Genomic DNA, 25,745 nt, shown 5'->3' with positions numbered 1-25,745 from the left:
GTTGTTTTCGGGTCCGTGCAATTTGCATGAATGGCCATCGTGCATCCTGCATTTTGCGAGATCGCAGCCGTGCGCGCGGGCAGGGCGCGCAACGGCGAATCCAGGCTTGGGGAGATACAAAACTTTGCAAAAACTCCGTGTACAGGCCGAGAAGCGCTGACGTATTTTTTTGCCAGCAGCAGGCCTTGCCACGAATTTTCGCCAAGCCCTTTGCGCAAGGCCCCAAGCCTCGATGTTCCAGGCTGTACCGGTCAACCAGACGCTTCATCGACATGGACAGTCATGCGTCATGCCCCTTGGGTCGCAGGCGCCTGATAATAAGAAAATAGGACGTCATCCATGAATGCCATGCTCTGCGCTACCGCGGGTAGCACGCCCTCTGTCGTTCCTCCTGTCTACGGTTCTGCCCCGCGTTCGGCGCCCAGCTGAACGACCTCGTCGACCTTTGTCTGCGCCTGTGCGGGTGGGTCCGTGCAGGGTCTTTTGCGTCGAACAGGAGCCGCCATGAGCACTCACCAACCGGACATGATCACCTGGGGCATGATGCTGCGAAAGTTGCCCGCCATCGCCCGGGCGTTGCCCCGGGTCATCAAGGGCATGCGGGTCGCCAACGTCAAGCGTGCCGATCAGCCCTGCGGCCTGGGCTGGACCTTCGAACAAGCGACCCGGCGCAACCCCGACGGCCCGGCACTGTTGTACGGCGATCGGGTACTCAGTTATGCACAGGCCAACCAGTGGGCCAACCGGATCGCCCACTACCTGGCGAGCCAGGGCATCGGCAAGGGCGACGTGGTGGCGATCTTCGTCGAAAACCGTCCCGAACTGCTGGTCAGCGTGCTGGCGGTGGCCAAGCTCGGCGGCATCTGCGCCATGCTCAACACTGCGCAGACCGGCAGTGTGCTGGTGCACAGCGTGAACCTGGTGAAACCGGTGGCGATAGTCGTCGGCGGTGAGTTGCTGGACGCCTACTCGGCGGTGCGCGAGCAGGTCGCTATCGACGAGGCGCGCACCTGGTTCGTCGCCGACCCGGATGTCGCGTCCGCGCCGGCCCCCGCCAGCTATACCGACTTGATGGCCGCCAGCGCCGACAGCGATTCGAGCAACCCCGGTAGCACCGACCGGATCTACCTCGACGATCCCTGCTTCTATATCTACACCTCCGGCACCACCGGGCTGCCCAAGGCCGGGATTTTCAAGCACGGCCGCTGGATGCGCAGCTCGGCCAGCTTCGGCATGATCGCCCTGGACATGCGGCCCAGCGATATTCTCTACTGCACCTTGCCGCTGTATCACGCCACTGGGTTGTGCGTGTGCTGGGGTTCGGCGATCAGCGGCGCCTCGGGCTTCGCCATTCGCCGCAAATTCAGCGCCAGCCGTTTCTGGGAAGACGCGCGGCGCTTCCAGGCGACCACCATCGGCTACGTCGGCGAGTTGTGCCGTTACCTGATCGACCAGCCCGCCAGCGAGCAGGATCGCGACAACCAGGTGCTGAAGATGGTCGGCAACGGCCTGAGGCCCGGCGTGTGGGGAGCGTTCAAGCAGCGTTTCGGCGTGGCCCATGTCTGTGAGCTGTATGCCGCCAGCGACGGCAATATCGGCTTTACCAACGTGCTCAATTTCGACAACACCGTGGGGTTTTCCCTGGCGCCCTGGGCGTTGGTGGAGTACGCCCACGACAGCTGTGCGCCGCTGCGCAATGACGCGGGCTTCATGCAGAAGGTCGCCCGGGGCGGGCAGGGCCTGCTGTTGGCGAAGATCGACGACAAGGCGCCGTTGGACGGCTACACCGAGCCGGAAAAAAACCTGAAGGTGATCCTCACCGACGTGTTCGAGAAGGGCGACCGCTATTTCAATACCGGCGACCTGCTGCGTGACATCGGCTTCGGTCACGCGCAATTCATCGACCGCCTGGGCGATACCTATCGCTGGAAGGGCGAAAACGTCTCCACCACCGAGGTGGAGAACATTCTCCTGCGCCATCCGCAGGTGGCCGAGGCGGTGGCTTATGGCGTGGAGGTGCACAACACCAACGGCCGCGCGGGGATGGCGGCGATCACTCCGGCCGAATCCCTGGCGACCCTGGATTTCACCGAGCTGTTGCAGTTCGTCCGCCAGCATCTGCCGGGGTATGCGGTGCCGTTGTTCCTGCGGGTCAAGGTGAAGATGGAAACCACCGGCACCTTCAAGTACCAGAAGACCCGGCTCAAGGAAGAAGCCTTCGACCCGTCGAAAACCGGCGGCGACCCGGTATACGCCTGGTTGCCGGGGTCGGCGACTTACGTCCAGGTGACGGACGCGTTGCTGGCGGAGATCTGCGCCGGTCGGCACCGCTATTGATTCTGGCTATGGCCGCCCTTGAGAAAAAAGGGATGACAGGGCCGGGGCCGCTTGGGGACACTAGCGGCTTTCCGATTCGCCGAAAGTGGAGTTCCCGATGTCAGACAACAGCCGCCAGATGACCGCAGAAGAAGCCGCCGAGTTTACCGAGCAGGTTTTCAACGTCGCGCGTTCCGGCGACGCCCAGATGCTCGACAAGCTGGCGAGCAGCGGTCTGCCGGTCAACCTGCGCAATCACAAGGGCGACACCCTGCTGATGCTCGCCAGCTACTACGGGCATGTGGAGGCGGTGCAGGTCCTGCTCAAGCACAAGGCCGACCCCGAAATCCGCAACGACAACGGCCAGAGCCCGATCGCCGGCGCGGCCTTCAAGGGCGACCTGGCAGTGGTCAAGGCGCTGGTGGAAGGGGGCGCCGAGGTGGAGGGTTCGTCGTTCGACGGGCGCACGGCGCTGATGATGGCGGCGATGTTCAACCGCCCGGAAATCGTCGACTACCTGATCGGCAAGGGGGCCAATCCGCGGGCCACTGACGCCAACGGCGTGAGCGCGCTGGACGCGGCCAAGACCATGGGCGCCCTCGACACCACCGCGCAGCTGGAAAAGCTGCTGGCGTGATCGCACCGCTGCTCTATCTGTAGGAGCGAAGCTTGCTCGCGATAGGCCCTCGCTGACACCGCACACGGCCTCAATCGCCAGCAAGCCGGCCGATTCGCTGGCGGCTGCGCTTTACGCTATCCTTCGCGCCCTTCACATTTCCCCCGTATCAGGATTCGCCCATGAAAACCGCCCTCGCCGAACTCATCACCAGGATCAGCTCCGGCTGCATGGGCGAAGAAGAAATCCTGCGGGTCGCCGACGAAGCCGCCCAGGCCTACGCCGATCCCCAGGCCTTCCTGGCCGCCAACCCCGATATCAACTACGACGACGGCTTCCCGATACCGCTGGGCGAATGGGTGGTGGTCGGCAGCCTGCCGGAAACCGTGCTGTTCCAGGCCGACACCTACATGGACCTGTTCGCCCAGATCGTCGCCTCCTTCGGCCCGGGCGTGGCGTTCAACATCAAGCCCAAGCAACTGGCCAAGACCGAAGCCCTGACCGCGCTCAATCGCATCCAGATCCAGATGGGCAGCATGAACCCGGAAAACGGCGGCTATGTGCTGATGAACTTCAGCCAGTTGCTGGACGACGAATTGCAAGTGGTGCTGGTCTACGGCAACGACGTGCCGCGGGTGCTGGAGCTGTGCGCCGAGGTCGGCATTGCCGCCGCGCCGGCGCTGGAAGCGCTCAAGGTCGCGATCCACGTCTAGCCGCAGGGCCTGCGGGCACGCGCAATAAAAAGGAACCCTGGCGAGGGCCGGCTATCCTAAGTGGGCAAGCCCTCACTTAGGAGCGACATCATGGGTTCCACCTTCAATAGCCTGGTCGGCCTGATCATCCTCGCGCTGGACATCTGGGCGATCATCAATGTGCTTAAAAGCAGTGCCGAAACCGGGATGAAAATCCTCTGGGTGCTGTTGATCATCCTGTTGCCGGTCCTGGGCCTGATCATTTGGGCGATTGCCGGGCCGCGGGGCAACGTGCGGCTTTGAAGGCTGGCGCGGATTGGAAAAGGGCCGCCAGGCCCTTTTTTATGTGACCAAATATGCGCTGCACGAAATTTTCACAAAGCCTCCATGACAATCCGCCGGCGCTGTTTTTCCGCGATACCCCGTGCGATCCCCGGTTCCAGAGCCGTCGGCCGGGCGAGGGCGCCTGCCAGTAATCAATGGCAATGCCGCCGCTGATCGTGCAACATTTGCGCACCGCGCGATCCCCAGCCCGCAGTGGCTACACAGAGGGTAAAGCGCAGCTGCATTTAAAACTTCAACTTCCATTGGGTCCTAAAACGATATGGCAAACCCGGACGCCCTGAGTCAGCAGCGAGCCTCGAGTCGCCTGCTGCAACCGACCGTCAAGTCGCACCTGGCTTATACGCTGCTCTGCGCGCTGGTCATCATGGTCATGCTGTCTTTGCTGCGCCTGGCGCTGCTGGTCTATAACCGCGAGATGATCCTCGACACGCCGGCCTCGACCTTTCTCGAAGCCTTCGCCAACGGCCTGCGTTTCGACCTGCGTCTGGTGGTCTTCCTCTGCGTGCCGCTGCTGCTGGCGCTGTTCAGCGCCCGGGCCATGGCGGCCCGCGGCTTCTTCCGTTTCTGGCTGACCATTGTCTCGAGCATCGCGCTGTTTCTCGGCCTGATGGAGATGGACTTCTACCGTGAGTTCCACCAGCGCCTCAACGGCCTGGTCTTCCAGTATGTGAAGGAAGACCCGAAAACCGTGATGAGCATGCTCTGGTACGGTTTCCCGGTCGTGCGCTACCTGCTGGCCTGGGTCATCGGCACCTGGCTGCTGAGCCTGGCGTTCAAGGGCGCCGACCGCGCGACCCGGCCACGCGGCCCGTTCAGCGGCGGCAGCATCGGCACCCGTCAGGTCGCACCGTGGTACGCGCGTGCCGGCGTGTTCGTGGTCTGCCTGCTGATCTGCGTGGTCGCCGTGCGTGGCACCCTGCGTCAGGGACCACCGATGCGCTGGGGCGATGTCTACACCACCGAATCGAACTTCGCCAACCAGCTGGGCCTCAACGGCACGCTGTCGCTGGTCGAAGCGGCGAAGAGCCGGATGGGCGAGGACCGCAGCAATATCTGGAAAGCCACCCTGCCGCAGCCTGAAGCGCAGCAAGTGGTGCGCGACCTGCTGGTGATGCCGGACGACAAGCTGGTGGACGCCGATATCGCCGCCGTGCGCCGCGACTACACGCCGCCGGCCGACAAGACCCTGCCGATCAAGAACGTGGTCGTGATCCTGATGGAAAGCATGGCCGGGCACTCCGTCGGCGCCCTGGGCGCGCCGGGCAACATCACGCCGTACCTGGACAAGCTGTCCAAGGAAGGCCTGCTGTTCGACCGCTTCTTCTCCAACGGCACCCATACCCACCAGGGCATGTTCGCCACCATGGCCTGCTTCCCCAACCTGCCGGGTTTCGAATACCTGATGCAGACTCCGGAAGGCAGCCACAAGCTGTCCGGCCTGCCGCAGGTGCTGAGTGCGCGCAAGTATGACGACGTGTATGTCTACAACGGCGATTTCGCCTGGGACAACCAGTCGGGCTTCTTCAGCAACCAGGGCATGACCAACTTCGTCGGGCGCAACGACTTCGTCGACCCGGTGTTCTCCGACCCGACTTGGGGCGTGTCCGACCAGGACATGTTCAACCGCGGCCTGGAAGAGTTGAAGGCGCGGGAAAACGGCAAGCCGTTCTATGCCTTGCTGCAGACCCTGTCCAACCACACCCCGTACGCCTTGCCGACGCCGTTGCCGGTGGAGAAGGTCACCGACCGCGGTAGCCTGAACGAGCACTTGACCGCCATGCGCTACGCCGACTGGGCCCTGGGCCAGTTCTTCGAGAAGGCGCGCAAGGAGCCGTACTTCAAGGAGACGCTGTTCGTGATCGTGGGCGACCACGGTTTCGGCAACGAGCGCCAGATCACCGAAATGGACCTGGGCCGCTTCAACGTGCCGATGCTGATGATCGCGCCGGGCATCCAGGAAAAATTCGGCCAGCGCAACCACACCGTCGGCACCCAGGTCGATATCGTGCCGACCATCATGGGCCGCCTCGGCGGCGAAGTGCGCCACCAGTGCTGGGGCCGCGACCTGCTCAACCTGCCGGAAGGCGACACCGGCTTCGGCGTGATCAAGCCGTCGGGCAGCGAGCAGACCACTGCTATCGTCACCGCCGACCAGATCCTGGTACTGCCGCGCGAGAAGGAAATGGCGCCGAAGATCTACCAGTACGAACTGGGCGCCAACCCGCATGCCGAAGTCGTGCCGGACGCCCCGCGTACCGCCGAGTTGAAGCACAAGCTGGAAGCTTTCCTGCAAACCGCCACCAAGAGCCTGCTGGATAACACCGCGGGCGTGGAGCACGGCACGCCGGATTGATCGATCCCGGTGATGAAAAAAGAGGCCCATGGGCCTCTTTTTTTATGCCGCGGCCCTACCGCGCGAGCCGTGGGGTCGGTTATATCCGGCCCAGCAAGAGCAGGACCAGCAACACCACCAACACCACGCCGATAATGCCGGACGGGCCGTAGCCCCAGCTTCTGGAGTGCGGAAAGACCGGAAGACCACCGATCAGCAGAAGAATCAGAATAATGATCAGGATTGTGCCCATGTCGTTGTCCTTATTGGATGATCGAAGAGGCGGCCAGGCTCGAATGGCATTGATCCGAACCGCTTATTGATTCGGACTTCGGCCGTGGCCGGATGATTCCAAGTTTTTCCGGGCCTTTTCGACTGCCGGTCCGTTTCTCCCCGCGACGGGGGCCAGGGGCGGCCGAGTGGCCGAGGCAATTACCCTTGCAAGTCCCACCGGGGCCGCGGTTTGCCTGGGGCATTCAGCATTCTGATGGTGCATGGGTGGGGCAAATTCCTTCGCTACACTGCGGCTCATCTTCCCCGGAACAACAAGGCAACTCCTATGCAAAATCGCATCATGATCACTGGCGCCGGGTCCGGCCTGGGTCGCGAAATCGCTTTGCGCTGGGCGCGCGAAGGCTGGCAGTTGGCGTTGTCGGATGTCAGCGAGCCCGGCCTGCAGGAAACCCTGAAATTAGTGCGCGAAGCCGGCGGCGATGGCTTTATCCAGCGTTGCGACGTGCGCGACTACAGTCAGTTGACCGCCTTCGCCCAGGCTTGCGAAGTCAAGCTCGGCGGCATCGATGTGATCGTCAATAACGCCGGCGTGGCGTCCGGCGGCTTCTTCAGCGAACTGTCCCTGGAGGACTGGGACTGGCAGATCGCGATCAACCTGATGGGCGTGGTCAAGGGTTGCAAGGCGTTCCTGCCGCTCTTGGAAAAGAGCAAAGGCAAGATCATCAACATCGCCTCGATGGCGGCCCTGATGCAGGGCCCGGCCATGAGCAACTACAACGTGGCCAAGGCTGGCGTGGTGGCCCTGTCGGAAAGCCTGCTGATCGAGCTGGCCCAGGAAGAAATCGGCGTGCATGTGGTTTGCCCATCGTTCTTCCAGACCAACCTGCTGGACTCGTTCCGCGGCCCGACCCCGGCGATGAAGGCCCAGGTCGGCAAGTTGCTGGAAAGCTCGCCGATCAGCGCGGCGGACATCGCCGACTATATCTACACCCAGGTCGCGGCAGGCGAGTTCATGATCCTGCCCCACGAACAGGGACGCATGGCCTGGGCCCTGAAGCAGAAGAACCCGCAGCTGCTGTACAACGAAATGACCCTCATGGCCGACAAGATGCGCGCCAAGGCCAGGCAAAGCGCCAGCTGAGCTTGATCCTGCCCCCGTGCGTCGTTAGGGTTGCCAGCTTCTGGCATCCCTGACGAGACCTCGCATGCTCAATTACCTGTGGTTTTTTCTCGCCGCGCTGTTCGAAATCGCCGGCTGCTATGCCTTCTGGATGTGGTTGCGCCAGGGCAAGAGCGCCTGGTGGGTGGTGCCGGCGCTGCTCAGCCTGACACTCTTCGCCCTGCTGCTGACCCGGATCGAAGCGACCTACGCCGGCCGTGCGTATGCGGCGTACGGCGGGATCTACATCGTTGCCTCGATCGCTTGGCTGGGCGTGGTGGAGCGGGTGCGACCGCTGAGTTCGGACTGGCTGGGGGTGGCGTTGTGCGTGATCGGCGCCAGCATCATTCTGTTCGGGCCGCGTTTTAGCAACGGTTGAGGCGCGCCCGGCCGGGGCTCAGTCGAACAGTTCCTTGGGCACGTCGTGCTTGAGCATCAGCTGGCACTGCTCGCTGTCCGGGTCGAAGACGATCACTGCCTGACCCTTGGTCAGTGCCTGGCGCACCCGCAGGACGCGGGTTTCCAGGGGAGTGTCGTCGCCATTGTCGGTGCCGTCGCGGGTGACGAAGTCTTCGATCAGGCGGGTCAGGGTGTCGACTTCAAGTTGGTCGTGGGGAATCAGCATGGGGGCCTCCGGCAAACAATCCCGGATCCTACTGCGCCGGGCCCCGCGGGGGCCAGGTAAACCTTGCGCAGGATCATCTGCAGGAGCGAGCGTGCTCGCGATGAGCGCGCGCAGCGCTCGCCTTGAAGGCCCCGCGTACTGACCTGTGAGTACGTGTGGATCGAGCATTCGAGCGCTTTGCGCTCTCATCGCGAGCAAGCTCGCTCCTACAGTGGAAGCGTTATGCCTGGGCCTGGTTTTTCGTTTCAGGATTTCTGCCCGACCAGGCTGTCCACCGACGGTACCCGGGTGTCGCTTTCCATTTGCGCGTCGTGCTCCAGCTGGTGGCTGAAGCGGTCCAGGGAGCCCTGGGCCGGCTGCGCGTCGCTGGCGAACACCGGCGGGCTGAGGATGTAGGCGCCCAACAGGCGGCTGAGGGCCGCCAGGCTGTCGAGGTGGGTGCGCTCGTAGCCGTGGGTGGCGTCGCAACCGAAAGCCAGCAGGGCGGTGCGGATGTCGTGGCCGGCGGTGACCGCCGAATGGGCGTCGCTGAAGTAATAGCGGAACAGGTCGCGGCGCACCGGCAGTTCGTGTTCCGTGGCCAGGCGCAGCAGGTGCCGCGACAGGTGATAGTCGTAAGGCCCGCCGGAGTCCTGCATCGCCACGCTCACCGCGTGCTCGCTGGAGTGCTGGCCGGGGGCGACCGGGGCGATGTCGATGCCGACGAATTCGCTGACGTCCCAGGGCAGGGCCGCCGCCGCGCCGCTGCCGGTCTCCTCGGTGATGGTGAACAGCGGGTGGCAGTCGATCATCAAGGGCTCGCCGCTGTCGACAATTGCCTTGAGGGCGGCCAGCAGCGCCGCGACCCCGGCTTTGTCGTCGAGGTGGCGGGCGCTGATATGGCCGCTTTCGGTGAACTCCGGCAAGGGGTCGAACGCCACGAAATCGCCGACGCCTATCCCTAAGGACTCACAGTCGGCGCGGGTGGTGCAGTAGGCGTCCAGGCGCAGTTCGATGTGGTCCCAACTGATGGGCATCTCGTCCACCGCGGTGTTGAAGGCATGCCCGGAAGCCATCAGCGGCAGCACGCTGCCGCGCAACACGCCGTTGTCGGTGAACAGGCTGACCCGGCTGCCCTCGGCGAAGCGGCTGGACCAGCAGCCCACTGGGGCCAGGGTCAGGCGACCGTTGTCTTTCACCGCGCGCACGCTGGCGCCGATGGTGTCCAGGTGCGCCGACACGGCGCGGTCCGGGCTATTCTTCTGGCCCTTGAGGGTGGCGCGAATGGTGCCGCGGCGGGTCAGTTCGAAGGGAATGCCCAGTTCTTCCAGGCGCTCGGCCACGTAGCGCACGATGGTGTCGGTGAAGCCGGTGGGGCTGGGAATGGCGAGCATTTCCAGGAGGACTTTCTGCAGGTAGTTGAGGTCCGGTTCGGGAAGAGATCGGGTCATGGAAACTCCTGGGGACGGCGAGGGTGTCGGGGGATCGCTATCGCGAGCAAGCTCGCTCCTACAGATAAGGTTGCGATCCCTGCAGGAGCGAGCGTGCTCGCGATGAGCCCCGTCAGACCGCCGGTTGACTGTGAGGAAACAGCAGATCGACAAAACGCTCGGCGGTCGGCTGCGGTTCATGGTTGGCCAGGCCGGCGCGTTCGTTGGCCTCGATGAACACGTACTGCGGCTGGTCCGCCGCCGGCACCAGCAAGTCGAGGCCGACCACCGGGATATCCAGCGCCCGCGCCGCTCGGATCGCTGCGTCCGCCAGCTGCGGATGCAGGACGTCGGTGACATCCTCCAGGGTGCCGCCGGTGTGCAGGTTGGCGGTGCGCCGTACGAACAGCCGCTCGCCGGCCGGCAGGATGCTGCTGTAGTCATGGCCGGCGGCATGCAGGGTGCGCTGGGTTTCGAGGTCCAGGGGGATCTTGCTTTCGCCGTCGGTGGCGGCCTGGCGCCGTCGGCTCTGCGCTTCGATCAACGCGCCGATGGCGTGCTGGCCGTCGCCTATCACTTCGGCCGGGCGGCGAATGGCCGCGGCGACCACCTCGAAGCCGATCACCAGGATGCGCAGATCGAGCCCCTCGTGGAAGCTTTCGAGCAATACCCGGCTGTCGAACTGCCGGGCGCTGTCGATGGCTTGCTGCACTTCTTCGAGGGTGCGCAGGTCCACGGCCACCCCCTGGCCCTGCTCGCCGTCGAGCGGCTTGACCACCAGCCGTTCGTGCTCGTCGAGAAACGCCAGGTTGTCGTCGGCGTTGCCCGCCAATTGCTGCGCCGGCAGGTTCAGCCCGGCATTGGCCAGCACCTTGTGGGTCAGGCTCTTGTCCTGGCACAGGCTCATGCTGATGGCGCTGGTCAGGTCGCACAGGGATTCGCGGCAGCGTACCCGGCGCCCGCCATGGCTGAGGGTGAACAGGCCCGCCGCGGCGTCGTCGACTTGCACGTCGATACCCCGGCGATGGGCCTCCTCGACGATGATCCGCGCATACGGGTTGAATTCCGCCTGGGGCCCGGGGCCGAGGAACAGCGGCTGGTTGATGCCGTTCTTGCGCTTGATGGCGAAGGTCGACAGCGTGCGGAATCCCAGCTTGGCGTAGAGGTTCTTCGCCAGGCGGTTGTCGTGCAGCACCGACAGGTCGAGGTAGCTCAGGCCGCGGCTCATGAAGTGTTCGATCAGGTGCCGGACCAGCACTTCGCCGACCCCGGGCCGGGTGCAGTGCGGGTCCACGGCCAGGCACCACAGGCTGCTGCCGTGCTCCGGGTCATGGAAGGCCTTCTGGTGGTCGAGGCCCATGACGCTGCCGATCACCGCGCCGCTGTCCTCGTCTTCGGCCAGCCAGTACACCGGCCCGCCGGCATGCCGCGGGGTCAGCAGCTCCGGGTCGACCGGCAGCATGTTGCGGGCCAGGTACAGCTGGTTGATGGCTTGCCAGTCCGCCGCGCTCTGCGCCCGACGGATGCGGAAGCCGCGAAACACCCGGGTGGCCTGGCGATAGTCGCTGAACCAGAGGCGCAGGGTGTCCGACGGGTCGAGGAACAGTTGGGTCGGCTCCAGGCCGAGGATCTGCTGGGGCGCGGCGACATACAGGGCGATGTCGCGTTCGCCGGGGTTTTCGTTGAGCAACTCCTCGGCCAGGCTCGTCGGGTCGGGAAAGGTGTGGCCGATCAGCAACCGGCCCCAGCCGCAGTGCACGGCGATGGGGGCGGTGCCGAGGGCGCTGCGGTCTTCGGCAAAACGGGCCTGCAGACGCTCGTAGGAGGGGGCCTGGCCGCGCAGCAAGCGTTGGCTGTAAGCCGTGGCATGGGGTTTCATGGGTCAGATTCCTTGTTCGCTGAGCCACAGGTTCAGCGCGGCCAGTTGCCAGAGCTTGGAGCCGCGCAGGGGCGTCAGCTGGCCTTGTGGGTCGGTCAGTAGGCGGTCGAGCATCGCCGGGTTGAACAGGCCGCGGTCCTGGCTTGGGTCGAGCAGCAGTTCGCGCACCCAATCCAGGGTGTTGCCCTGCAAGTGCTTGAGGCCCGGCACCGGGAAATAGCCTTTCTTGCGGTCGATCACCTCGCTGGGAATCACCTGGCGCGCGGCTTCCTTGAGCACCTGCTTGCCGCCGTCGGGCAGCTTGAACCTGGCCGGCACCCGGGCCGACAACTCCACCAGCCGGTAGTCGAGGAACGGCGTGCGCGCCTCCAGGCCCCAAGCCATGGTCATGTTATCCACACGCTTGACCGGGTCGTCGACCAGCATCACCGTGCTGTCCAGGCGCAGGGCTTTATCCACAGGCGCGGCGGCGCCGGGTTGGGCGAAATGCTCGCGCACGAAGTCGCCGGCGGCATCGTGGTCGATCAGCCATTGCGGCTGCACGGTGGCGGCGTAGTCGTCGTAGTCGCGGTCGAAGAACGCCTCGCGGTAGGCCGCGTAAGGGTCGCTGGCGCCATCCACTTGCGGGTACCAGTGGTAACCGGCGAACAGTTCGTCGGCGCCCTGGCCGCTTTGCACCACCTTGCAGTGCTTGGTGACTTCCCGGGACAGCAGGTAGAAGGCGATGCAGTCGTGGCTGACCATGGGTTCGCTCATGGCGCGGAACGCCGTGGGCAGCTGTTCGATGATCTCGCGCTCGTCGATGCGCAACTGGTGGTGGTCGGTGGCGTAGTGGCGGGCGATCAGGTCCGAATACTGGAACTCGTCGCCGCGTTCGCCGCCGGCATCCTGGAAGCCGATGGAGAAGGTCGACAGGTTATCCACACCCACTTCCCGCAGCAGGCCGACCAGCAGGCTCGAATCGACGCCGCCGGACAGCAGCACGCCGACATCCACCGCCGCCCGTTGGCGGATCGCCACCGCTTCGCGGGTGCTGTCCAGCACCCGGTCGCGCCAGTCCTCCAGGCTCAGCCCGGTTTCATCGGCGCGTGGGCCGTAGGGCAGGGTCCACCAGGTGTGCTGCTCGCTGCTGCCGTCGGCCTCGACGCGCATCCAGGTGGCCGGCGGCAGTTTTTCGATGCCCGCCAGCAGGGTGCGCGGCGCCGGCACCACGGCGTGGAAATTCAAGTAATGGTTGAGTGCCACCGGGTCGAGCAGCGGGTTGATGTCGCCGCCCTTGAGCAGCGCCGGCAAGGCTGAGGCGAAACGCAGGCGCTGGTCGGTGCGCGACAGGTACAGCGGTTTCACCCCCAGCCGGTCGCGGGCGAGGAACAGGCGCTGGGCGTCGCGCTCCCAGATGGCGAAGGCGAACATGCCGTTGAGCCGGGGCAGCAGCTCGGCGCCCCAGGCGTGATACCCCTTGAGCAGCACCTCGGTGTCGCCGCCGGAATAAAAGGCGTAGCCCAGGCTTTCCAGCTCGGCGCGCAGTTCGGGGAAGTTGTAGATCGCGCCGTTGAACGCTAGGGACAGGCCCAATTGGTTGTCGATCATCGGTTGGGCCGAGCCATCCGACAGGTCCATGATTTTCAGGCGTCGATGGCCGAGGGCGATGGGTCCCTGGCTGTGGAAACCCCAGGCATCGGGGCCGCGAGGGGCGAGGTGGTGGGTGATTCGTTCAACCGCTGCCAGGTCGGCGGGTTGATGATCAAAACGTAGTTCTCCAGCTAATCCGCACATAAGTCCTTACCGGTTTTTCCGTTGGGGAGGGGTCAAGCCGTACCGCCAGAAAACGGCAGGTACCCGGAAACTGACCCAGGTGAAACCCTGGAGTTTTAGACCGATGGGTTATAAGCGGCGGGCTGGTAGTGCGTTGCGGGGCGTGCTGAAGGTCTTGATATGCCTGGAGTTTTGCCACGCCGGCAGGGCCCGTGGGCGTTTGCGCCGAGGTGGCGAAGCGATGCCAGGGTGCCTGGCATCGCTGCCTGGTTTCAGGCTTTGCCGCGAATCAACCGACGCAAGGCAAAGCGGTTGGGGTGGCAGGCCTCGGCCACGGCGCGGGGCAGGGGCAACGGCTCGTCGTCTAGCCAGGCGGCCAGCAGCTCGCCCGCCAGCGGCGCGGTGATCAAGCCGCGCGAGCCGTGGCCGCTGTTGATGTACAGGCCGTCGAGCCAGGGGCAGGGCAGGTCCGGGACCTGGCGCGCGTCCTTGCCCAGTACCGCATAGACCTCGGCGAACGCGGCCTGGTCGGCCAGGGGGCCGACGATCGGCAGGTAGTCCGGGCTGGTGCAACGGAAGGCGGCGCGGCCTTCGAGGGTTTCAGGTTGCAGCCGCTGGGCCTCCAGGCGTGCCCGCAGGTCCTGGGATATTTCCTCGAGCATGGCCAGGTTGCCCGCGTGCTCGGCGGCGGTGGGCGTGAGGTCGTCGCTCTTGAAGTCGAAGCTGGCGCCCAGGGTGTGTTCGCCCAGGCGCGCGGGGGCGATATAACCTTCGGCGCAGACCACCGTGGCCAGGGCTTGGCTGCGTGCGGTTTGCGGCAGGCGGGTGATCTGCCCGCGGATGCGCTTGAGCGGCAGCTCGGCGCTGGGCGCAAAACGCTTGATCTCGGCGGCGCCGGCAAGGATCGCCACCTCGGCGCTGGCCAGCAGGCGCTCGCCGTCCCAGGCCTGCCACTGGCCGTCGACCCGGCGCAGCTCCAGCACGTCGTGATGGGGCAGCAGGCGGACTTGCGGGTGCGCGGCTTGCCATTGGCACAAGGCCGGCGGGTGGACCCAGCCGCCTTCCGGGTAGAACAACCCGCCGTGTTCCAGGCCGATGCCGGCCAGGGCCTCGGCCTGGGGCTGGTCCAGCTGCTGCAGCAGGTCTGCGGGGAAGGCTGCGGCCAACTGCGCCTGGCGCTCGGCTTCCTTGGCGTTGAAGGCCAGTTGCAGCACGCCGCAGCCATCCCAGTCGATGCCCCGTTGCAGCTGTTCGAGCAGGCGCCGGGTGTAGCCGAAGCCGCTGAGAATCATCTGCGACAGGGCCGTGCCGTGGGCCGAGAGTTTCAGGTACAGCACCCCCTGCGGGTTGCCCGAGGCCTCCTGGGCCAATTGCCCGTGACGCTCCAGCAGGCTGACCTGCCAACCCCGCGCGGCCAGGCTGGCGGCGCTGGCGCAACCGGCCAGGCCGGCGCCGATCACCAGCGCGTGTTTGTCCTGGACGCGTTGCGGCGGGCGGGCGAACCAGGGCTTGTTTGCGGCGGGCGGTGGGGCGTCTTCGGGCCAGCCGAGAAACGCGCCGCGCAGCACTTCCCACTTGTGGCCGATGCCCGGGGTGCGCTTCATCTTGAAGCCCGCGGCATTGAGCAGGCGGCGAACCCAGCCGGTGCTGGTGAAGGTGCTGATGCTCGAGCCCGGCGCCGCCAGGCGTGCCAGTTCGGCGAACAGCTCGGCGGTCCACATCTCCGGGTTTTTCGCCGGGGCGAAACCGTCGAGGAACCAGGCATCGACCTGGCCGTCGAGTTGCGGCAACTGCTCGCGGGCATCGCCGACCAGCAAGGTCAGGGTGACCCGGCCAGCGTCCAGCACCAGGCGCTGGAAGCCCTGGTGCACGGCGACATAGGCGCGCAGCAGGCGGGCGGCCAGGGGCGCAAGCTCCGGCCACAGGGCCAGGGCGCGCTGCAGGTCCGCGGGGCTCAGCGGGTACTTTTCCACACTGATGAAATGCAGGCGCGCGCTGGCGTCGGCCTGTTGCTCGAACAACTGCCAGGCGCAGAGGAAATTCAGCCCGGTGCCGAAGCCGGTTTCACCGATGACAAACCGCTCGCCCGGCGCCAGCGCGGCAAACCGTTCGCGCAGGCGGTTCTGTTCGAGAAACACATGGCGGGTTTCGTCCAGGCCCGATTCGGTGGAGAAATACACATCGTCGAAGACCCGCGAGTGCGGGCGGCCCTGGTCGTCCCAGTCGAGCTGGGCATGGGAAGGCGGGCAGGGAGGCAATTCGGCAGTCATGTTCGGCTCGGTCGCGGCAAGGCGGCCATTCTAGCCGATCGACACAGGCCGTCATGATCCATGGCAATGGCGGGCGCTTGGGTCCAGACAAATCGTGTGTCGATCCGCTAGTCTTGCTCCATCTTGCCAGGGAGTCGCTCATGTTCGAATCAGCCGAAATCGGTCACGCCATCGACAAAAAGACCTTTGATGCCGAAGTCCCGGCCCTGCGCGAAGCGCTGCTCGAAGCCCAGTTCGAGTTGCAGCAGAAAGCCCGCTTTCCGGTGATCGTGCTGATCAACGGGATCGAGGGCGCCGGCAAGGGCGAGACGGTGAAACTGCTCAACGAATGGATGGACCCGCGCCTGATCGAGGTGCGTACGTTCGATCAGCAGACCGACGAAGAACTGTCCCGACCGCCGGCCTGGCGCTACTGGCGGATGCTCCCGGCCAAGGGCCGCATGGGGGTGTTTTTCGGCAACTGGTACAGCCAGATGCTCCAGGGGCGCGTGCACGACCTGTTCAAGGACGCGCGTTTCGACCAGGCCATCACCGGCGCCGAGCGCCTGGAAAAGATGCTGTGCGACGAAGGCGCGCTGATCTTCAAGTTCTGGTTCCACCTGTCCAAGAAGCAAATGAAGGCCCGCCTCAAGTCGTTGCAGGACGACCCGCTGCACAGCTGGCGCATCAGCCCGCTGGATTGGCAGCAGTCGGAGACCTACGACAAGTTCGTCAAATACGGCGAGCGCGTGCTGCGCCGCACCAGCCGCGACTATGCGCCCTGGCATGTGATCGAGGGCGTGGACCCGCATTACCGCAGCCTGGCGGTGGGCAAGATTCTTCTCGAAGGCCTGCAGAACGCGCTCAGCCGGCCGGCGCTCGAAGCCGAGCCCCATGTGGCGCCGCTGGCCGAGGCGGTCGACAAGCTGACCCTGCTCGACAGCCTGGACATGACCCAGCACCTGGACAAGGACGACTACGAGGAGCAGCTGATTACCGAGCAGGCGCGCCTGGCCGGGCTGCTGCGCGACAAGCGCATGCGCCGCCACGCCCTGGTGGCGGTGTTCGAGGGCAACGATGCCGCGGGCAAGGGCGGGGCGATCCGCCGGGTGGCGGCGGCGCTGGACCCACGCCAATACAGCATCGTGCCGATTGCCGCGCCGACCGAGGAGGAGCGCGCCCAGCCCTATCTGTGGCGGTTCTGGCGGCATATTCCGGCGCGCGGCAAGTTCACCGTGTTCGACCGCTCCTGGTACGGCCGGGTGCTGGTGGAGCGGGTCGAGGGCTTTTGCAGCCCGGCCGACTGGCTGCGCGCCTATGGCGAGATCAACGATTTCGAGGAGCAGCTCGAGGACGCCGGGGTGATCGTGGTCAAGTTCTGGCTGGCGATCGACAAACAGACCCAACTGGAACGTTTCCAGGCCCGAGAAGAGATCCCGTTCAAGCGCTTCAAGATCACCGAGGACGACTGGCGCAACCGCGACAAATGGGACGCCTACCGCGCCGCCGTCGGCGACATGGTCGACCGCACCAGCACCGAGGTTTCGTCCTGGACCCTGGTGGAGGCCAACGACAAGCGCTGGGCGCGGGTCAAGGTCCTGCGCACCCTCAACCGGGCACTGGAAGCGGCGTTCGACAAGTCCGACAAGAAGGAGAAGAAGCGCAAGAAATAACCTGCGCACCGCCGACTTGCAGGCGGGGCGCGATACCACGCCATGGACCCGATGGTTTTGCATACGGCGGGTGAATGATCGTCGCCGCCTGCCAAGGCTGGATCTATGCTCGGGCCACTCACAACCGACAACAACAATGAGGTATGCCATGCGTGAAGTGGTGATCGTCGATAGCGTGCGGACCGGCCTGGCCAAGTCCTTTCGCGGCAAGTTCAACCAGACCCGTCCGGATGACATGGCCGCCCATTGCGTCAATGCGCTGCTCGCCCGCAACGGCATCGACCCAGCCAGCGTCGAGGACTGCATCGTCGGCGCCGGCTCCAACGAAGGTGCCCAGGGTTACAACATCGGGCGCAACGTCGCGGTGTTGTCCCAACTGGGCACTGGCACCGCGGGCATGACCCTCAACCGTTTCTGCTCTTCCGGCCTGCAGGCGATTGCCATCGCGGCCAACCAGATCGCGTCCGGTTGCAGCGACATCATCGTTGCCGGCGGCGTCGAGTCCATCAGCCTGACGATGAAAAGCGTCAACACCGACAACCTGATCAACCCGCTGCTCAAGGAGCAGGTGCCGGGGATCTATTTCCCCATGGGCCAGACCGCCGAAGTGGTCGCTCGACGTTACAACGTCAGCCGCGCAGAGCAGGACCTGTACGCCCTGCAAAGTCAGCAGCGCACCGCGGCGGCCCAGGCGGCCGGGTTGTTCGACGACGAGATCGTGCCGATGGCGGTGCAGTACAAGGTCGAGGACAAGCACAGCGGCCAGGTGCAGATCCTCGACGGCGTGGTCGATCGCGACGACTGCAACCGGCCGGACACCACCCTGGAAAACCTCGCCAGCCTGAAGCCGGTGTTCGCCGAAGACGGCTCGGTGACCGCGGGCAACTCTTCGCAACTGTCCGACGGCGCGTCCATGACCCTGGTCATGAGCCTGGAGCGCGCCCTGGCCCTGGGGCTCAAGCCCAAGGCATTCTTTCGCGGCTTCACCGTAGCCGGCTGCGAGCCGGACGAAATGGGCATCGGCCCGGTGTTCTCGGTGCCCAAGCTGCTCAAGGCCAAGGGCCTGCAAGTGGCCGACATCGATCTCTGGGAGTTGAACGAGGCGTTCGCTTCGCAGTGCCTGTACAGCCGTAACCGGCTGGAGATCGACAATGCCCGATACAACGTCAACGGCGGCTCGATCTCCATCGGCCACCCGTTCGGCATGACCGGTTCGCGCCAGGTCGGCCACCTGGTGCGTGAGCTGCAACGGCGCAACCTGCGCTACGGCATCGTCACCATGTGCGTGGGCGGCGGCATGGGCGCGACCGGGCTGTTCGAAGCGGTGCGCTGAACCTATCGCGAGCACGCTCGCTCCCTGTAGGGGCGAGCGTGCTCGCGATGCTTTTTACGACCTGCACAATCCTATTCGCGTTAACCCTCCAACTGTCTCTGTGTAAGTCTCAGGTCCGGACCTAGAATGCCTGCACTCGCCTGTCAGGTTTTCGGGGTTCGCATGCACGTCTCAACCGGTCGCTGGGTGTATGGATTGTTCCTCGCGCTGCTCACGGCGCTGCTGTGGGGCATCCTGCCGATCAAACTCAAGCAAGTGCTGACGGTGATGGACCCGGTGACCGTGACCTGGTTTCGCCTGCTGGTCTCCGGCGGTTTCTTGTTGGTCTACCTGGCGGCGGTCAAGCGCTTACCCAGTTGGCGGGCGCTCGGGCCGCGCGGCGGCTGGTTGGTGCTGATGGCCGTTTGCGGGCTGGTGGGCAACTACGTGCTGTACCTGATGGGGCTCAACCTGTTGAGCCCCGGCACCGCGCAACTGGTGGTGCAGATGGGGCCGATCCTGCTGCTGATCGCCAGCCTCTTTGTCTTCAAGGAGCGTTTCAGCCTGGGGCAGGGGATTGGCCTGGCCGTGCTGCTGATCGGTTTCGGACTGTTTTTCAACCAGCGCCTGAGCGAGCTGCTGACCTCCCTGAGCAACTACACCGCCGGCGTGCTGACGGTGCTCGCGGCCTCGGCGGTCTGGACCTTTTACGCCCTGGGCCAGAAACAGCTGCTGACGGTGTGGAATTCGTTGCAGGTGATGATGGTGATCTACCTGTCCTGCGCCTTGCTGCTCACCCCGTGGGCCCATCCGCTGGAAGCGCTCGAACTGAGCCCCTTGCAAGGCTGGCTGCTGCTGGCCTGCTGCCTGAATACCCTGATTGCCTACGGTGCCTTCGCCGAAGCACTGGCCCATTGGGAAGCGTCGCGGGTCAGTGCCACGCTGGCGATCACGCCGCTGGTGACCTTTGGCGCGGTGGCGCTGGCGGCCTGGTTGTGGCCGCAATATGTGCATGCCGAGCAGATCAATGCCCTGGGGTATGGCGGGGCGATCCTGGTGGTGCTGGGGTCGGCGTTGACGGCCCTGGGGCCGTCGCTGATGGCCGGGCTCAAAGCCCGGCGGATGCGCATGGCGCAAGAGTGAATCGCGAGCAAGCTCGCTCCTACAGGGGCGCGGGGCTCTTCTGCAGAAGCGAGCTTGTTCGCGATAGTACCTTCCGGGTTTACCCCTGCTTCCCGGCCTCGAGCATATTCTCCGGCCGTACCCAGGCATCGAACTCCGCGTCCGTCAGATACCCCAGTTCCAGCGCCGCTTCACGCAAGGTGAGGTTCTCGGCGTAGGCTTTCTTGGCGATCTCGGCGGACTTGTCGTAGCCGATATGGGTGTTGAGCGCGGTCACCAGCATCAGCCCGCGTTCCAGGTGGGCGGCCATCTGCACCGGGTCGGGCTCCAGGCCGGCAATGCAGTGCTGCTGGAAGTTGCTGCAGCCGTCGGCGAGCAGGCGCACCGATTGCAGCAGGTTGTGGATGATCACCGGCTTGAACACGTTCAGTTGCAGATGGCCCTGGCTCGCGGCGAAGCCGATGGCGACGTCGTTGCCCAGCACCTGGCAGGCCAGCATCGACAGGGCTTCGCACTGGGTCGGGTTGACCTTGCCCGGCATGATCGAACTGCCCGGTTCGTTGGCCGGCAGGCGGACTTCGGCCAGCCCGGCGCGCGGTCCGGAGCCCAGCAGGCGCAGGTCGTTGGCTATTTTCATCAAGCACACGGCCAGGGTCTTCAGGGCCCCGGAAAGGGTGGTCAGGGGTTCGTGGCCGGCGAGGGCGGCGAACTTGTTCGGTGCGGTCACGAACGGCAATCCGGACAAGGCCGCCAGTTCGGCGGCGATCGCCTCGCCGAAACCGTGGGGCGAGTTCAGCCCGGTGCCGACGGCGGTCCCGCCCTGGGCCAGTTCACACACCGACGGCAGGGCCGCGCGAATGGCGCGCTGGGCATAGTCCAGCTGCGCGATGAAGCCCGAGAGTTCCTGGCCGAAGGTGATCGGCGTGGCGTCCATCATGTGGGTGCGACCGGTCTTCACCAGCTTCATGTGGCGCGCCGAGAGTTCGGCCAGGCCGCCGGACAGCTCGGCGATCGCCGGCAGCAGGTGCTGCTGTACCGCCTGGGCCGCGGCGATATGCATTGCCGTGGGGAAGCAATCGTTGGAACTTTGCGAGCGGTTCACATGATCGTTGGGATGGACGGGCGTCTTGCCGCCCCGCGGATTGCCGGCCAGTTCGTTGGCCCGCCCGGCAATCACCTCGTTGACGTTCATGTTGCTCTGGGTGCCGCTGCCGGTCTGCCAGACCACCAGCGGGAACTGGTCGTCATGCTGGCCGTCCAGCACTTCGTCGGCGGCCTGTTCGATCAGCCGGGCGATATTGGCGGGCAGGTCGCCGTTGCGGTCGTTGACCCGGGCGGCGGCCTTCTTGATCAACGCCAGGGCATGCAGGACCGACAGCGGCATGCGCTCGTTGCCGATGGCAAAGTTGATCAGCGAACGCTGGGTCTGGGCGCCCCAGTAGGCGTCGTCCGGGACTTCAACCTGGCCAAGGCTGTCGGTTTCGATTCGGCTCATCGTGCTCACTCCTGTAGGTCTGATTGCGCAGTTTAGGCCGTGATCCACGGCCGGGGTTCCATAAAGCGCCTTTTGTGTCGTTTGGTCGAGCAAATGCAGGTAGGACAAGGGTTGGGGTTGAGCGGCGGAGATTTTTAGGCGCAGAATGAGCGCCCTTGGGGTTATACCTCGCCTGCTAGAAAAGGAAACTCGATGACTCGTCTTCGCGCCATCTGTACCGCGGTTGCTCTGGTTTGCGCCAGCGGCCAGGTGCTTGCCGATACCGCCAGCCACAACGCCAGTGCCGAAGCTTTCCTGACCCTGGCGCACGCTGACAAGCTGGGCACTCCGGTGTACATGCAAGTGCAGCAAATGTTCGCTCAGCGTTTTGAACAGACCAAAGCCCCTGAGTCGAAAAAGGCCGTGCTGGAAACCTACCAGGCCAAGGCCAACGCCGCCCTGGACCAGGCCATCGGCTGGAACAAGCTGAAGCCGGACATGGTCAAGCTCTATACCAGCAACTTCAGCGAATCCGAACTCAAGGACCTGGTGGCGTTCTACCAGTCGCCGCTGGGCAAGAAAGTCCTGGAAAAAATGCCTCAGCTGACCCAGCAATCGGCGCAGATGACCCAGGGCAAGCTGGAAAGCGCGGTACCGGTGGTCAATAAACTGCTGGCCGACATGACCGCCGAGCTCGAGCCTAAGGCCGCACCGGCGAAGAAGAAGTAAGCGGAGCCAGGAATGACCATGCAACAACGTATCGAAGCGGCCCTGGGCGCCTTGCAGCCTGAGCATTTGCAGGTGCTGGACGAAAGCCACATGCACAGCCGCGGTCTGCAGACGCACTTCAAGGCCGTGCTGGTCAGCGAGCAGTTCGCCGGGCTCAATAGCGTCAAACGCCACCAGAAGGTCTACGCGACCCTGGGCGAGTTGATGGGCCAGTTCCATGCGTTGGCGCTGCATACCTACACCCCGCAAGAGTGGGTAAAGATCGGCGCGGCCCCGGCCTCGCCGACCTGCGCCGGCGGCAGCAAGCATTAACCCCAGGTTTTTTGCTAGAATCCGCAACGCGCCGCTCAGTCGGCGCGTTTTTTTTGCATCCGGTTCACCCTTTGCGAGGGTAGCCACCTGGAGAATCACCCATGACACAACCGATTGTCGTGGCGGCACTGTATAAGTTCGTCACCCTCGAAGACTACGTTTCCCTGCGCGAGCCGCTGCTCAACGCGATGCTCGACAACGGCATCAAGGGCACCCTGCTGATTGCCGAAGAAGGCATCAATGGCACCGTTTCCGGCAGCCGTGAAGGCATCGACGGGCTGCTGGCCTGGCTGCGCAACGATCCGCGCATGGTCGATATCGACCACAAGGAATCCTACTGCGACGAGCAGCCGTTCTACCGCACCAAGGTCAAGCTCAAGAAAGAGATCGTGACCCTGGGTGTACCCGGCGTCGACCCGAACAAGCAGGTCGGTACCTACGTCGAGCCGCAAGACTGGAATGCCTTGATCAGCGACCCGCAAGTGCTGCTGATCGACACCCGTAACGACTATGAAGTCTCGATCGGCACCTTCGAAGGCGCCATCGATCCGAAAACCACCAGTTTTCGCGAGTTCCCCGACTACATCAAAGCCCACTTCGACCCGAGCAAGCACAAGAAAGTCGCGATGTTCTGCACCGGCGGCATCCGCTGCGAGAAGGCCTCGAGCTACATGCTCAGCGAAGGTTTCGGCGAGGTCTTCCACCTCAAGGGCGGTATCCTCAAGTACCTCGAGGAGGTGCCGCAGCAGGAGAGTAAATGGCAGGGCGACTGCTTCGTCTTTGATAATCGGGTCACCGTGCGTCACGACCTGAGCGAAGGCGACTACGATCAATGTCATGCCTGCCGCACGCCGGTCAGCGTCGAGGACCGCGCCAGCGAGCACTATGTGCCGGGTATCAGTTGCCCGCATTGCTGGGACACGCTGAGCGAGAAAACCCGCCGCAGCGCCATCGACCGGCAGAAGCAGATTGAACTGGCCAAGGCTCGCAACATGCCGCATCCGATTGGTTACAACTACAAGCAATCTTCTTCCGAGGCCTGAGCCATGTCCGCCCGCCTGCTCTATGTGATGGACCCGATGTGTTCGTGGTGCTGGGGCTTTGCGCCAGTGGCCGAGGCTCTGGTCGAGCAGGCTCGGGTGGCGGGCGTCGAGTTGCATCTGGTGGTGGGCGGCCTGCGCACCGGCAGCGGCGCGGCGCTGGAGCCGACCACCCGGCGCTATATCTTCGAGCACTGGCAGGCGGTCACCGAGGCCACTGGCCAGCCGTTCAAGTTCGAGGGCGCCTTGCCCGAAGGTTTTGTCTACGACACGGAACCTGCATGCCGCGCCATCGTCACGGCGCGCGGGCTGGCGCCGGATTGCGCCTGGAAACTCCTGGGCCTGATCCAGCGGGCGTTTTACGCCGAGGGTCGCGATGTCACGCGCGCCAGCGTTTTGGTGGAGTTGGCCGAACAGGCGGGCGTGCCGCGCATCGAGTTCGCCGAGGCCTTCGACCGCGCCGAACAGCATGCGGCTACCGCCGCGGACTTCACCTGGGTCCAGGACCTGGGCATCGCTGGTTTCCCGACCCTGTTGGCCGAGCGTAACGGCCAGCTGGCGTTGCTGACCAATGGTTATCAGCCCTTGAACGAACTCGCGCCATTGCTCGGTCGCTGGCTGGAGCGTGCTGCCTGTGCGTGATCGGGTTCGTGATCCACAAGCACCGGAACCCGTCGACCGCCTGAGCTGGGCGGAAGTCCGCCGGCTGGCACTGCAACATAAGAAAGCCCTGTGGATCGCCAACGGCGTGGCCGTCCTGGCGACGCTGTGCAGCGTGCCGATTCCGTTGCTGCTGCCGCTGCTGGTGGACGAAGTGCTGCTGGGGCACGGCGATGCCGCACTGAAGGTCATGAATCAAGCGTTGCCCGCGGGCTGGCAGAGCGCAGCCGGCTACATCGGCCTGATGTTGCTGGTCACCCTGATGCTGCGTTGCGCGGCCTTGCTGTTCAACGTCCTGCAGGCTCGCTTGTTTGCCGGGTTGGCCAAGGACATCGTCTTTCGCATCCGCCTGCGGTTGATCGAGCGCCTCAAGCGCATTTCCCTGGGCGAGTACGAAAGCCTGGGCAGCGGCACCGTGACCACCCACCTGGTCACCGACCTCGACACCCTCGACAAGTTTGTCGGCGAGACCCTCAGCCGTTTCCTGGTGGCCATGCTCACACTGGTGGGCACCGCGGGCATCCTGATGTGGATGCACTGGCAGCTGGCGCTGCTGATCCTATTGTTCAACCCGTTGGTGATCTACGCCACGGTGCAGTTGGGCAAACGGGTCAAGCACCTGAAGAAGCTCGAGAACGACAGCACCTCGCGTTTCACCCAGGCGTTGACCGAAACCCTGGACGCGATCCAGGAAGTACGCGCCGGCAACCGTCAGGGCTTTTTCCTCGGCCGCCTCGGCCAGCGCGCCCGGGATGTGCGGGACTACGCGGTGGCCTCGCAATGGAAGAGCGATGCTTCCAACCGGGCCAGCGGGCTGCTGTTCCAGTTCGGGATCGATATCTTTCGCGCGGCGGCCATGCTGACCGTGCTGTTTTCCGACCTGTCGATTGGCCAGATGCTGGCCGTGTTCAGCTACCTGTGGTTCATGATCGGCCCGGTCGAGCAACTGTTGAACCTGCAATACGCCTACTACGCCGCCGGTGGCGCGCTGTCGCGCATCAACGAGCTGCTGTCGCGCGCCGACGAACCGCAGTATGCCGGGGGCGTCGATCCGTTCCAGGGGCGCGAGACCGTGGGTATCGAGGTCAGCGGCCTGAGTTTCGGTTATGGCGACGAACCGGTGCTCGACCAGATGAACCTGTCGATCGAACCTGGCGAAAAAGTGGCGATCGTCGGCGCCAGCGGCGGCGGCAAGAGCACCCTGGTGCAACTGCTGCTGGGGCTCTATACGCCGCAGGCGGGCGTCATTCGTTTTGGCGGCTCGACCCAGCAGGAGATCGGCCTGGAAACCCTGCGCGAAAACGTCGCGGTGGTGTTGCAGCATCCGGCGCTGTTCAACGACAGCATTCGCGCCAACCTGACCATGGGCCGCGAACGCAGCGACGAAGCCTGCTGGCGAGCGTTGGAGATTGCCCAGCTGGACTCGACCGTACGCGCCCTGGCCAACGGCTTGGACAGCGTCGTCGGCCGTTCCGGTGTGCGCCTGTCCGGCGGCCAGCGTCAGCGCCTGGCGATCGCGCGGATGGTCCTGGCCGAACCCAAGGTGGTGATCCTCGACGAAGCCACCTCCGCCCTGGACGCCGCCACCGAGTACAACCTGCATCAGGCGCTGACGCGTTTCCTGCATGGGCGCACCACGCTGATCATTGCCCACCGCCTGTCCGCAGTAAAACAGGCGGATCGGGTGCTGGTGTTCGATGGTGGGCAGATTGCCGAAGATGGCGACCATCAGCAGCTGATCGCCGATGGTGGCCTTTACGCCAAGCTTTATGGGCATTTGCAGCAAGTCCAACAACCTTGAGTTTTGTCCGG

Annotated in this window: 22 protein-coding genes; 15 read left to right on the top strand and 7 right to left on the bottom strand. The window is 64.7% G+C overall.

Annotation, left to right across the window (positions count from 1 at the left end):
* Positions 1 to 504: 504 nt before the first annotated feature.
* The 5 genes from BTN82_RS21160 to BTN82_RS21140 all read left to right on the top strand — a co-directional run bounded on the left by BTN82_RS21160 (position 505) and on the right by BTN82_RS21140 (position 6,322).
* Complete coding sequence (locus BTN82_RS21160; RefSeq protein WP_075121050.1) at positions 505 to 2,337, top strand: long-chain-acyl-CoA synthetase; 1,833 nt, start codon at positions 505 to 507, stop codon at positions 2,335 to 2,337.
* Between the two features lie 97 nt (positions 2,338 to 2,434).
* Positions 2,435 to 2,953, top strand: coding sequence for an ankyrin repeat domain-containing protein (locus tag BTN82_RS21155; protein ID WP_075121049.1), 519 nt, complete (start codon positions 2,435 to 2,437; stop codon positions 2,951 to 2,953).
* Between the two features lie 161 nt (positions 2,954 to 3,114).
* Positions 3,115 to 3,645 (top strand): hypothetical protein, encoded by a 531-nt coding sequence (locus BTN82_RS21150; protein ID WP_075121048.1) that lies wholly within the window; start codon positions 3,115 to 3,117, stop codon positions 3,643 to 3,645.
* Between the two features lie 90 nt (positions 3,646 to 3,735).
* Positions 3,736 to 3,927, top strand: a complete 192-nt coding sequence (locus tag BTN82_RS21145; protein ID WP_075121047.1) for a PLDc N-terminal domain-containing protein — start codon at positions 3,736 to 3,738, stop codon at positions 3,925 to 3,927.
* 301 nt (positions 3,928 to 4,228) lie between these two features.
* Positions 4,229 to 6,322: an LTA synthase family protein gene (locus BTN82_RS21140; protein WP_075121046.1), complete on the top strand. Its 2,094-nt coding sequence runs from the start codon at positions 4,229 to 4,231 to the stop codon at positions 6,320 to 6,322.
* A gap of 79 nt (positions 6,323 to 6,401) precedes the next feature.
* Here the strand turns inward: BTN82_RS21140 and BTN82_RS21135 are convergent, their stop codons facing one another.
* Positions 6,402 to 6,554: a DUF3309 family protein gene (locus BTN82_RS21135; protein ID WP_003226960.1), complete on the bottom strand. Its 153-nt coding sequence runs from the start codon at positions 6,552 to 6,554 to the stop codon at positions 6,402 to 6,404.
* A gap of 306 nt (positions 6,555 to 6,860) precedes the next feature.
* Here BTN82_RS21135 and BTN82_RS21130 point away from each other — a divergent pair, with 306 nt between their 5' ends.
* Positions 6,861 to 7,676 (top strand): SDR family oxidoreductase, encoded by an 816-nt coding sequence (locus BTN82_RS21130; RefSeq protein WP_075121045.1) that lies wholly within the window; start codon positions 6,861 to 6,863, stop codon positions 7,674 to 7,676.
* A 64-nt stretch (positions 7,677 to 7,740) separates the two neighbouring features.
* On the top strand, positions 7,741 to 8,073 hold the full coding sequence (locus BTN82_RS21125) for a YnfA family protein (protein ID WP_075121044.1): 333 nt from the start codon (positions 7,741 to 7,743) through the stop codon (positions 8,071 to 8,073).
* 18 nt (positions 8,074 to 8,091) lie between these two features.
* Here the strand turns inward: BTN82_RS21125 and BTN82_RS21120 are convergent, their stop codons facing one another.
* From BTN82_RS21120 to mnmC, 5 genes are all read right to left on the bottom strand, one after another.
* Positions 8,092 to 8,319 carry a YheU family protein gene (locus BTN82_RS21120; RefSeq protein WP_007932245.1) on the bottom strand — a complete coding sequence of 76 codons (228 nt, stop codon included), beginning with the start codon at positions 8,317 to 8,319 and terminating at the stop codon, positions 8,092 to 8,094.
* A gap of 245 nt (positions 8,320 to 8,564) precedes the next feature.
* On the bottom strand, positions 8,565 to 9,749 hold the full coding sequence (locus tag BTN82_RS21115) for an osmoprotectant NAGGN system M42 family peptidase (protein ID WP_075121043.1): 1,185 nt from the start codon (positions 9,747 to 9,749) through the stop codon (positions 8,565 to 8,567).
* Positions 9,750 to 9,861: 112 nt separating this feature from the next.
* The gene (ngg, locus tag BTN82_RS21110) at positions 9,862 to 11,607 is read right to left on the bottom strand and encodes an N-acetylglutaminylglutamine synthetase (protein ID WP_075121042.1); all 1,746 of its coding nucleotides are present in this window, start codon (positions 11,605 to 11,607) and stop codon (positions 9,862 to 9,864) included.
* Between the two features lie 3 nt (positions 11,608 to 11,610).
* Positions 11,611 to 13,383 (bottom strand): N-acetylglutaminylglutamine amidotransferase, encoded by a 1,773-nt coding sequence (locus BTN82_RS21105; RefSeq protein ID WP_075121041.1) that lies wholly within the window; start codon positions 13,381 to 13,383, stop codon positions 11,611 to 11,613.
* 251 nt (positions 13,384 to 13,634) lie between these two features.
* Positions 13,635 to 15,632, bottom strand: a complete 1,998-nt coding sequence (gene mnmC, locus BTN82_RS21100; protein ID WP_075121040.1) for a bifunctional tRNA (5-methylaminomethyl-2-thiouridine)(34)-methyltransferase MnmD/FAD-dependent 5-carboxymethylaminomethyl-2-thiouridine(34) oxidoreductase MnmC — start codon at positions 15,630 to 15,632, stop codon at positions 13,635 to 13,637.
* A gap of 140 nt (positions 15,633 to 15,772) precedes the next feature.
* On the opposite strand from mnmC, the gene pap reads away from it, so the two are divergent.
* The 3 genes from pap to BTN82_RS21085 all read left to right on the top strand — a co-directional run bounded on the left by pap (position 15,773) and on the right by BTN82_RS21085 (position 19,739).
* A complete protein-coding gene (pap, locus tag BTN82_RS21095) occupies positions 15,773 to 17,284 on the top strand; it encodes a polyphosphate:AMP phosphotransferase (RefSeq protein ID WP_075121039.1) in 1,512 nt (503 codons plus the stop codon).
* A 148-nt stretch (positions 17,285 to 17,432) separates the two neighbouring features.
* On the top strand, positions 17,433 to 18,617 hold the full coding sequence (locus tag BTN82_RS21090; RefSeq protein ID WP_075121038.1) for a thiolase family protein: 1,185 nt from the start codon (positions 17,433 to 17,435) through the stop codon (positions 18,615 to 18,617).
* 162 nt (positions 18,618 to 18,779) lie between these two features.
* Positions 18,780 to 19,739 (top strand): DMT family transporter, encoded by a 960-nt coding sequence (locus BTN82_RS21085; RefSeq protein ID WP_075121037.1) that lies wholly within the window; start codon positions 18,780 to 18,782, stop codon positions 19,737 to 19,739.
* Positions 19,740 to 19,818: 79 nt separating this feature from the next.
* Here BTN82_RS21085 and BTN82_RS21080 read toward each other — a convergent pair whose 3' ends face one another.
* Positions 19,819 to 21,213 (bottom strand): class II fumarate hydratase, encoded by a 1,395-nt coding sequence (locus tag BTN82_RS21080; protein ID WP_075121036.1) that lies wholly within the window; start codon positions 21,211 to 21,213, stop codon positions 19,819 to 19,821.
* A 192-nt stretch (positions 21,214 to 21,405) separates the two neighbouring features.
* On the opposite strand from BTN82_RS21080, the gene BTN82_RS21075 reads away from it, so the two are divergent.
* The 5 genes from BTN82_RS21075 to BTN82_RS21055 all read left to right on the top strand — a co-directional run bounded on the left by BTN82_RS21075 (position 21,406) and on the right by BTN82_RS21055 (position 25,734).
* The gene (locus tag BTN82_RS21075; RefSeq protein ID WP_075121035.1) at positions 21,406 to 21,921 is read left to right on the top strand and encodes a DUF2059 domain-containing protein; all 516 of its coding nucleotides are present in this window, start codon (positions 21,406 to 21,408) and stop codon (positions 21,919 to 21,921) included.
* A 12-nt stretch (positions 21,922 to 21,933) separates the two neighbouring features.
* Positions 21,934 to 22,233: a BolA family protein gene (locus BTN82_RS21070; protein WP_075121034.1), complete on the top strand. Its 300-nt coding sequence runs from the start codon at positions 21,934 to 21,936 to the stop codon at positions 22,231 to 22,233.
* A 101-nt stretch (positions 22,234 to 22,334) separates the two neighbouring features.
* Positions 22,335 to 23,276, top strand: a complete 942-nt coding sequence (locus tag BTN82_RS21065) for a rhodanese-related sulfurtransferase (RefSeq protein WP_075121033.1) — start codon at positions 22,335 to 22,337, stop codon at positions 23,274 to 23,276.
* Positions 23,277 to 23,279: 3 nt separating this feature from the next.
* On the top strand, positions 23,280 to 23,915 hold the full coding sequence (locus BTN82_RS21060) for a DsbA family protein (RefSeq protein WP_075121032.1): 636 nt from the start codon (positions 23,280 to 23,282) through the stop codon (positions 23,913 to 23,915).
* Positions 23,908 to 25,734, top strand: a complete 1,827-nt coding sequence (locus tag BTN82_RS21055) for an ABC transporter ATP-binding protein (protein WP_075121031.1) — start codon at positions 23,908 to 23,910, stop codon at positions 25,732 to 25,734. The genes BTN82_RS21060 and BTN82_RS21055 overlap by 8 nt, the downstream gene beginning before the upstream one ends.
* The last annotated feature ends 11 nt before the right edge of the window (positions 25,735 to 25,745 follow it).

Origin of the sequence: Pseudomonas chlororaphis, from assembly GCF_001921865.1 — a bacterium.
Taxonomy (GTDB): domain Bacteria; phylum Pseudomonadota; class Gammaproteobacteria; order Pseudomonadales; family Pseudomonadaceae; genus Aquipseudomonas; species Aquipseudomonas chlororaphis_D.
The sequence above is the reverse complement of the archived record's forward strand: the minus strand, read 5'-3'. Positions and strand labels throughout refer to the sequence as shown.

Bases quoted from the DNA above. Each gene is read 5' to 3' on its own strand.
- BTN82_RS21160 (WP_075121050.1), top strand. From the start codon at position 505: ATGAGCACTCACCAACCGGACATGATCACCTGGGGCATGATGCTGCGA.
- BTN82_RS21155 (WP_075121049.1), top strand. From the start codon at position 2,435: ATGTCAGACAACAGCCGCCAGATGACCGCAGAAGAAGCCGCCGAGTTT.
- BTN82_RS21150 (WP_075121048.1), top strand. From the start codon at position 3,115: ATGAAAACCGCCCTCGCCGAACTCATCACCAGGATCAGCTCCGGCTGC.
- BTN82_RS21145 (WP_075121047.1), top strand. From the start codon at position 3,736: ATGGGTTCCACCTTCAATAGCCTGGTCGGCCTGATCATCCTCGCGCTG.
- BTN82_RS21140 (WP_075121046.1), top strand. From the start codon at position 4,229: ATGGCAAACCCGGACGCCCTGAGTCAGCAGCGAGCCTCGAGTCGCCTG.
- BTN82_RS21135 (WP_003226960.1), bottom strand. From the start codon at position 6,554: ATGGGCACAATCCTGATCATTATTCTGATTCTTCTGCTGATCGGTGGT.
- BTN82_RS21130 (WP_075121045.1), top strand. From the start codon at position 6,861: ATGCAAAATCGCATCATGATCACTGGCGCCGGGTCCGGCCTGGGTCGC.
- BTN82_RS21125 (WP_075121044.1), top strand. From the start codon at position 7,741: ATGCTCAATTACCTGTGGTTTTTTCTCGCCGCGCTGTTCGAAATCGCC.
- BTN82_RS21120 (WP_007932245.1), bottom strand. From the start codon at position 8,319: ATGCTGATTCCCCACGACCAACTTGAAGTCGACACCCTGACCCGCCTG.
- BTN82_RS21115 (WP_075121043.1), bottom strand. From the start codon at position 9,749: ATGACCCGATCTCTTCCCGAACCGGACCTCAACTACCTGCAGAAAGTC.
- ngg (WP_075121042.1), bottom strand. From the start codon at position 11,607: ATGAAACCCCATGCCACGGCTTACAGCCAACGCTTGCTGCGCGGCCAG.
- BTN82_RS21105 (WP_075121041.1), bottom strand. From the start codon at position 13,383: ATGTGCGGATTAGCTGGAGAACTACGTTTTGATCATCAACCCGCCGAC.
- mnmC (WP_075121040.1), bottom strand. From the start codon at position 15,632: ATGACTGCCGAATTGCCTCCCTGCCCGCCTTCCCATGCCCAGCTCGAC.
- pap (WP_075121039.1), top strand. From the start codon at position 15,773: ATGTTCGAATCAGCCGAAATCGGTCACGCCATCGACAAAAAGACCTTT.
- BTN82_RS21090 (WP_075121038.1), top strand. From the start codon at position 17,433: ATGCGTGAAGTGGTGATCGTCGATAGCGTGCGGACCGGCCTGGCCAAG.
- BTN82_RS21085 (WP_075121037.1), top strand. From the start codon at position 18,780: ATGCACGTCTCAACCGGTCGCTGGGTGTATGGATTGTTCCTCGCGCTG.
- BTN82_RS21080 (WP_075121036.1), bottom strand. From the start codon at position 21,213: ATGAGCCGAATCGAAACCGACAGCCTTGGCCAGGTTGAAGTCCCGGAC.
- BTN82_RS21075 (WP_075121035.1), top strand. From the start codon at position 21,406: ATGACTCGTCTTCGCGCCATCTGTACCGCGGTTGCTCTGGTTTGCGCC.
- BTN82_RS21070 (WP_075121034.1), top strand. From the start codon at position 21,934: ATGACCATGCAACAACGTATCGAAGCGGCCCTGGGCGCCTTGCAGCCT.
- BTN82_RS21065 (WP_075121033.1), top strand. From the start codon at position 22,335: ATGACACAACCGATTGTCGTGGCGGCACTGTATAAGTTCGTCACCCTC.
- BTN82_RS21060 (WP_075121032.1), top strand. From the start codon at position 23,280: ATGTCCGCCCGCCTGCTCTATGTGATGGACCCGATGTGTTCGTGGTGC.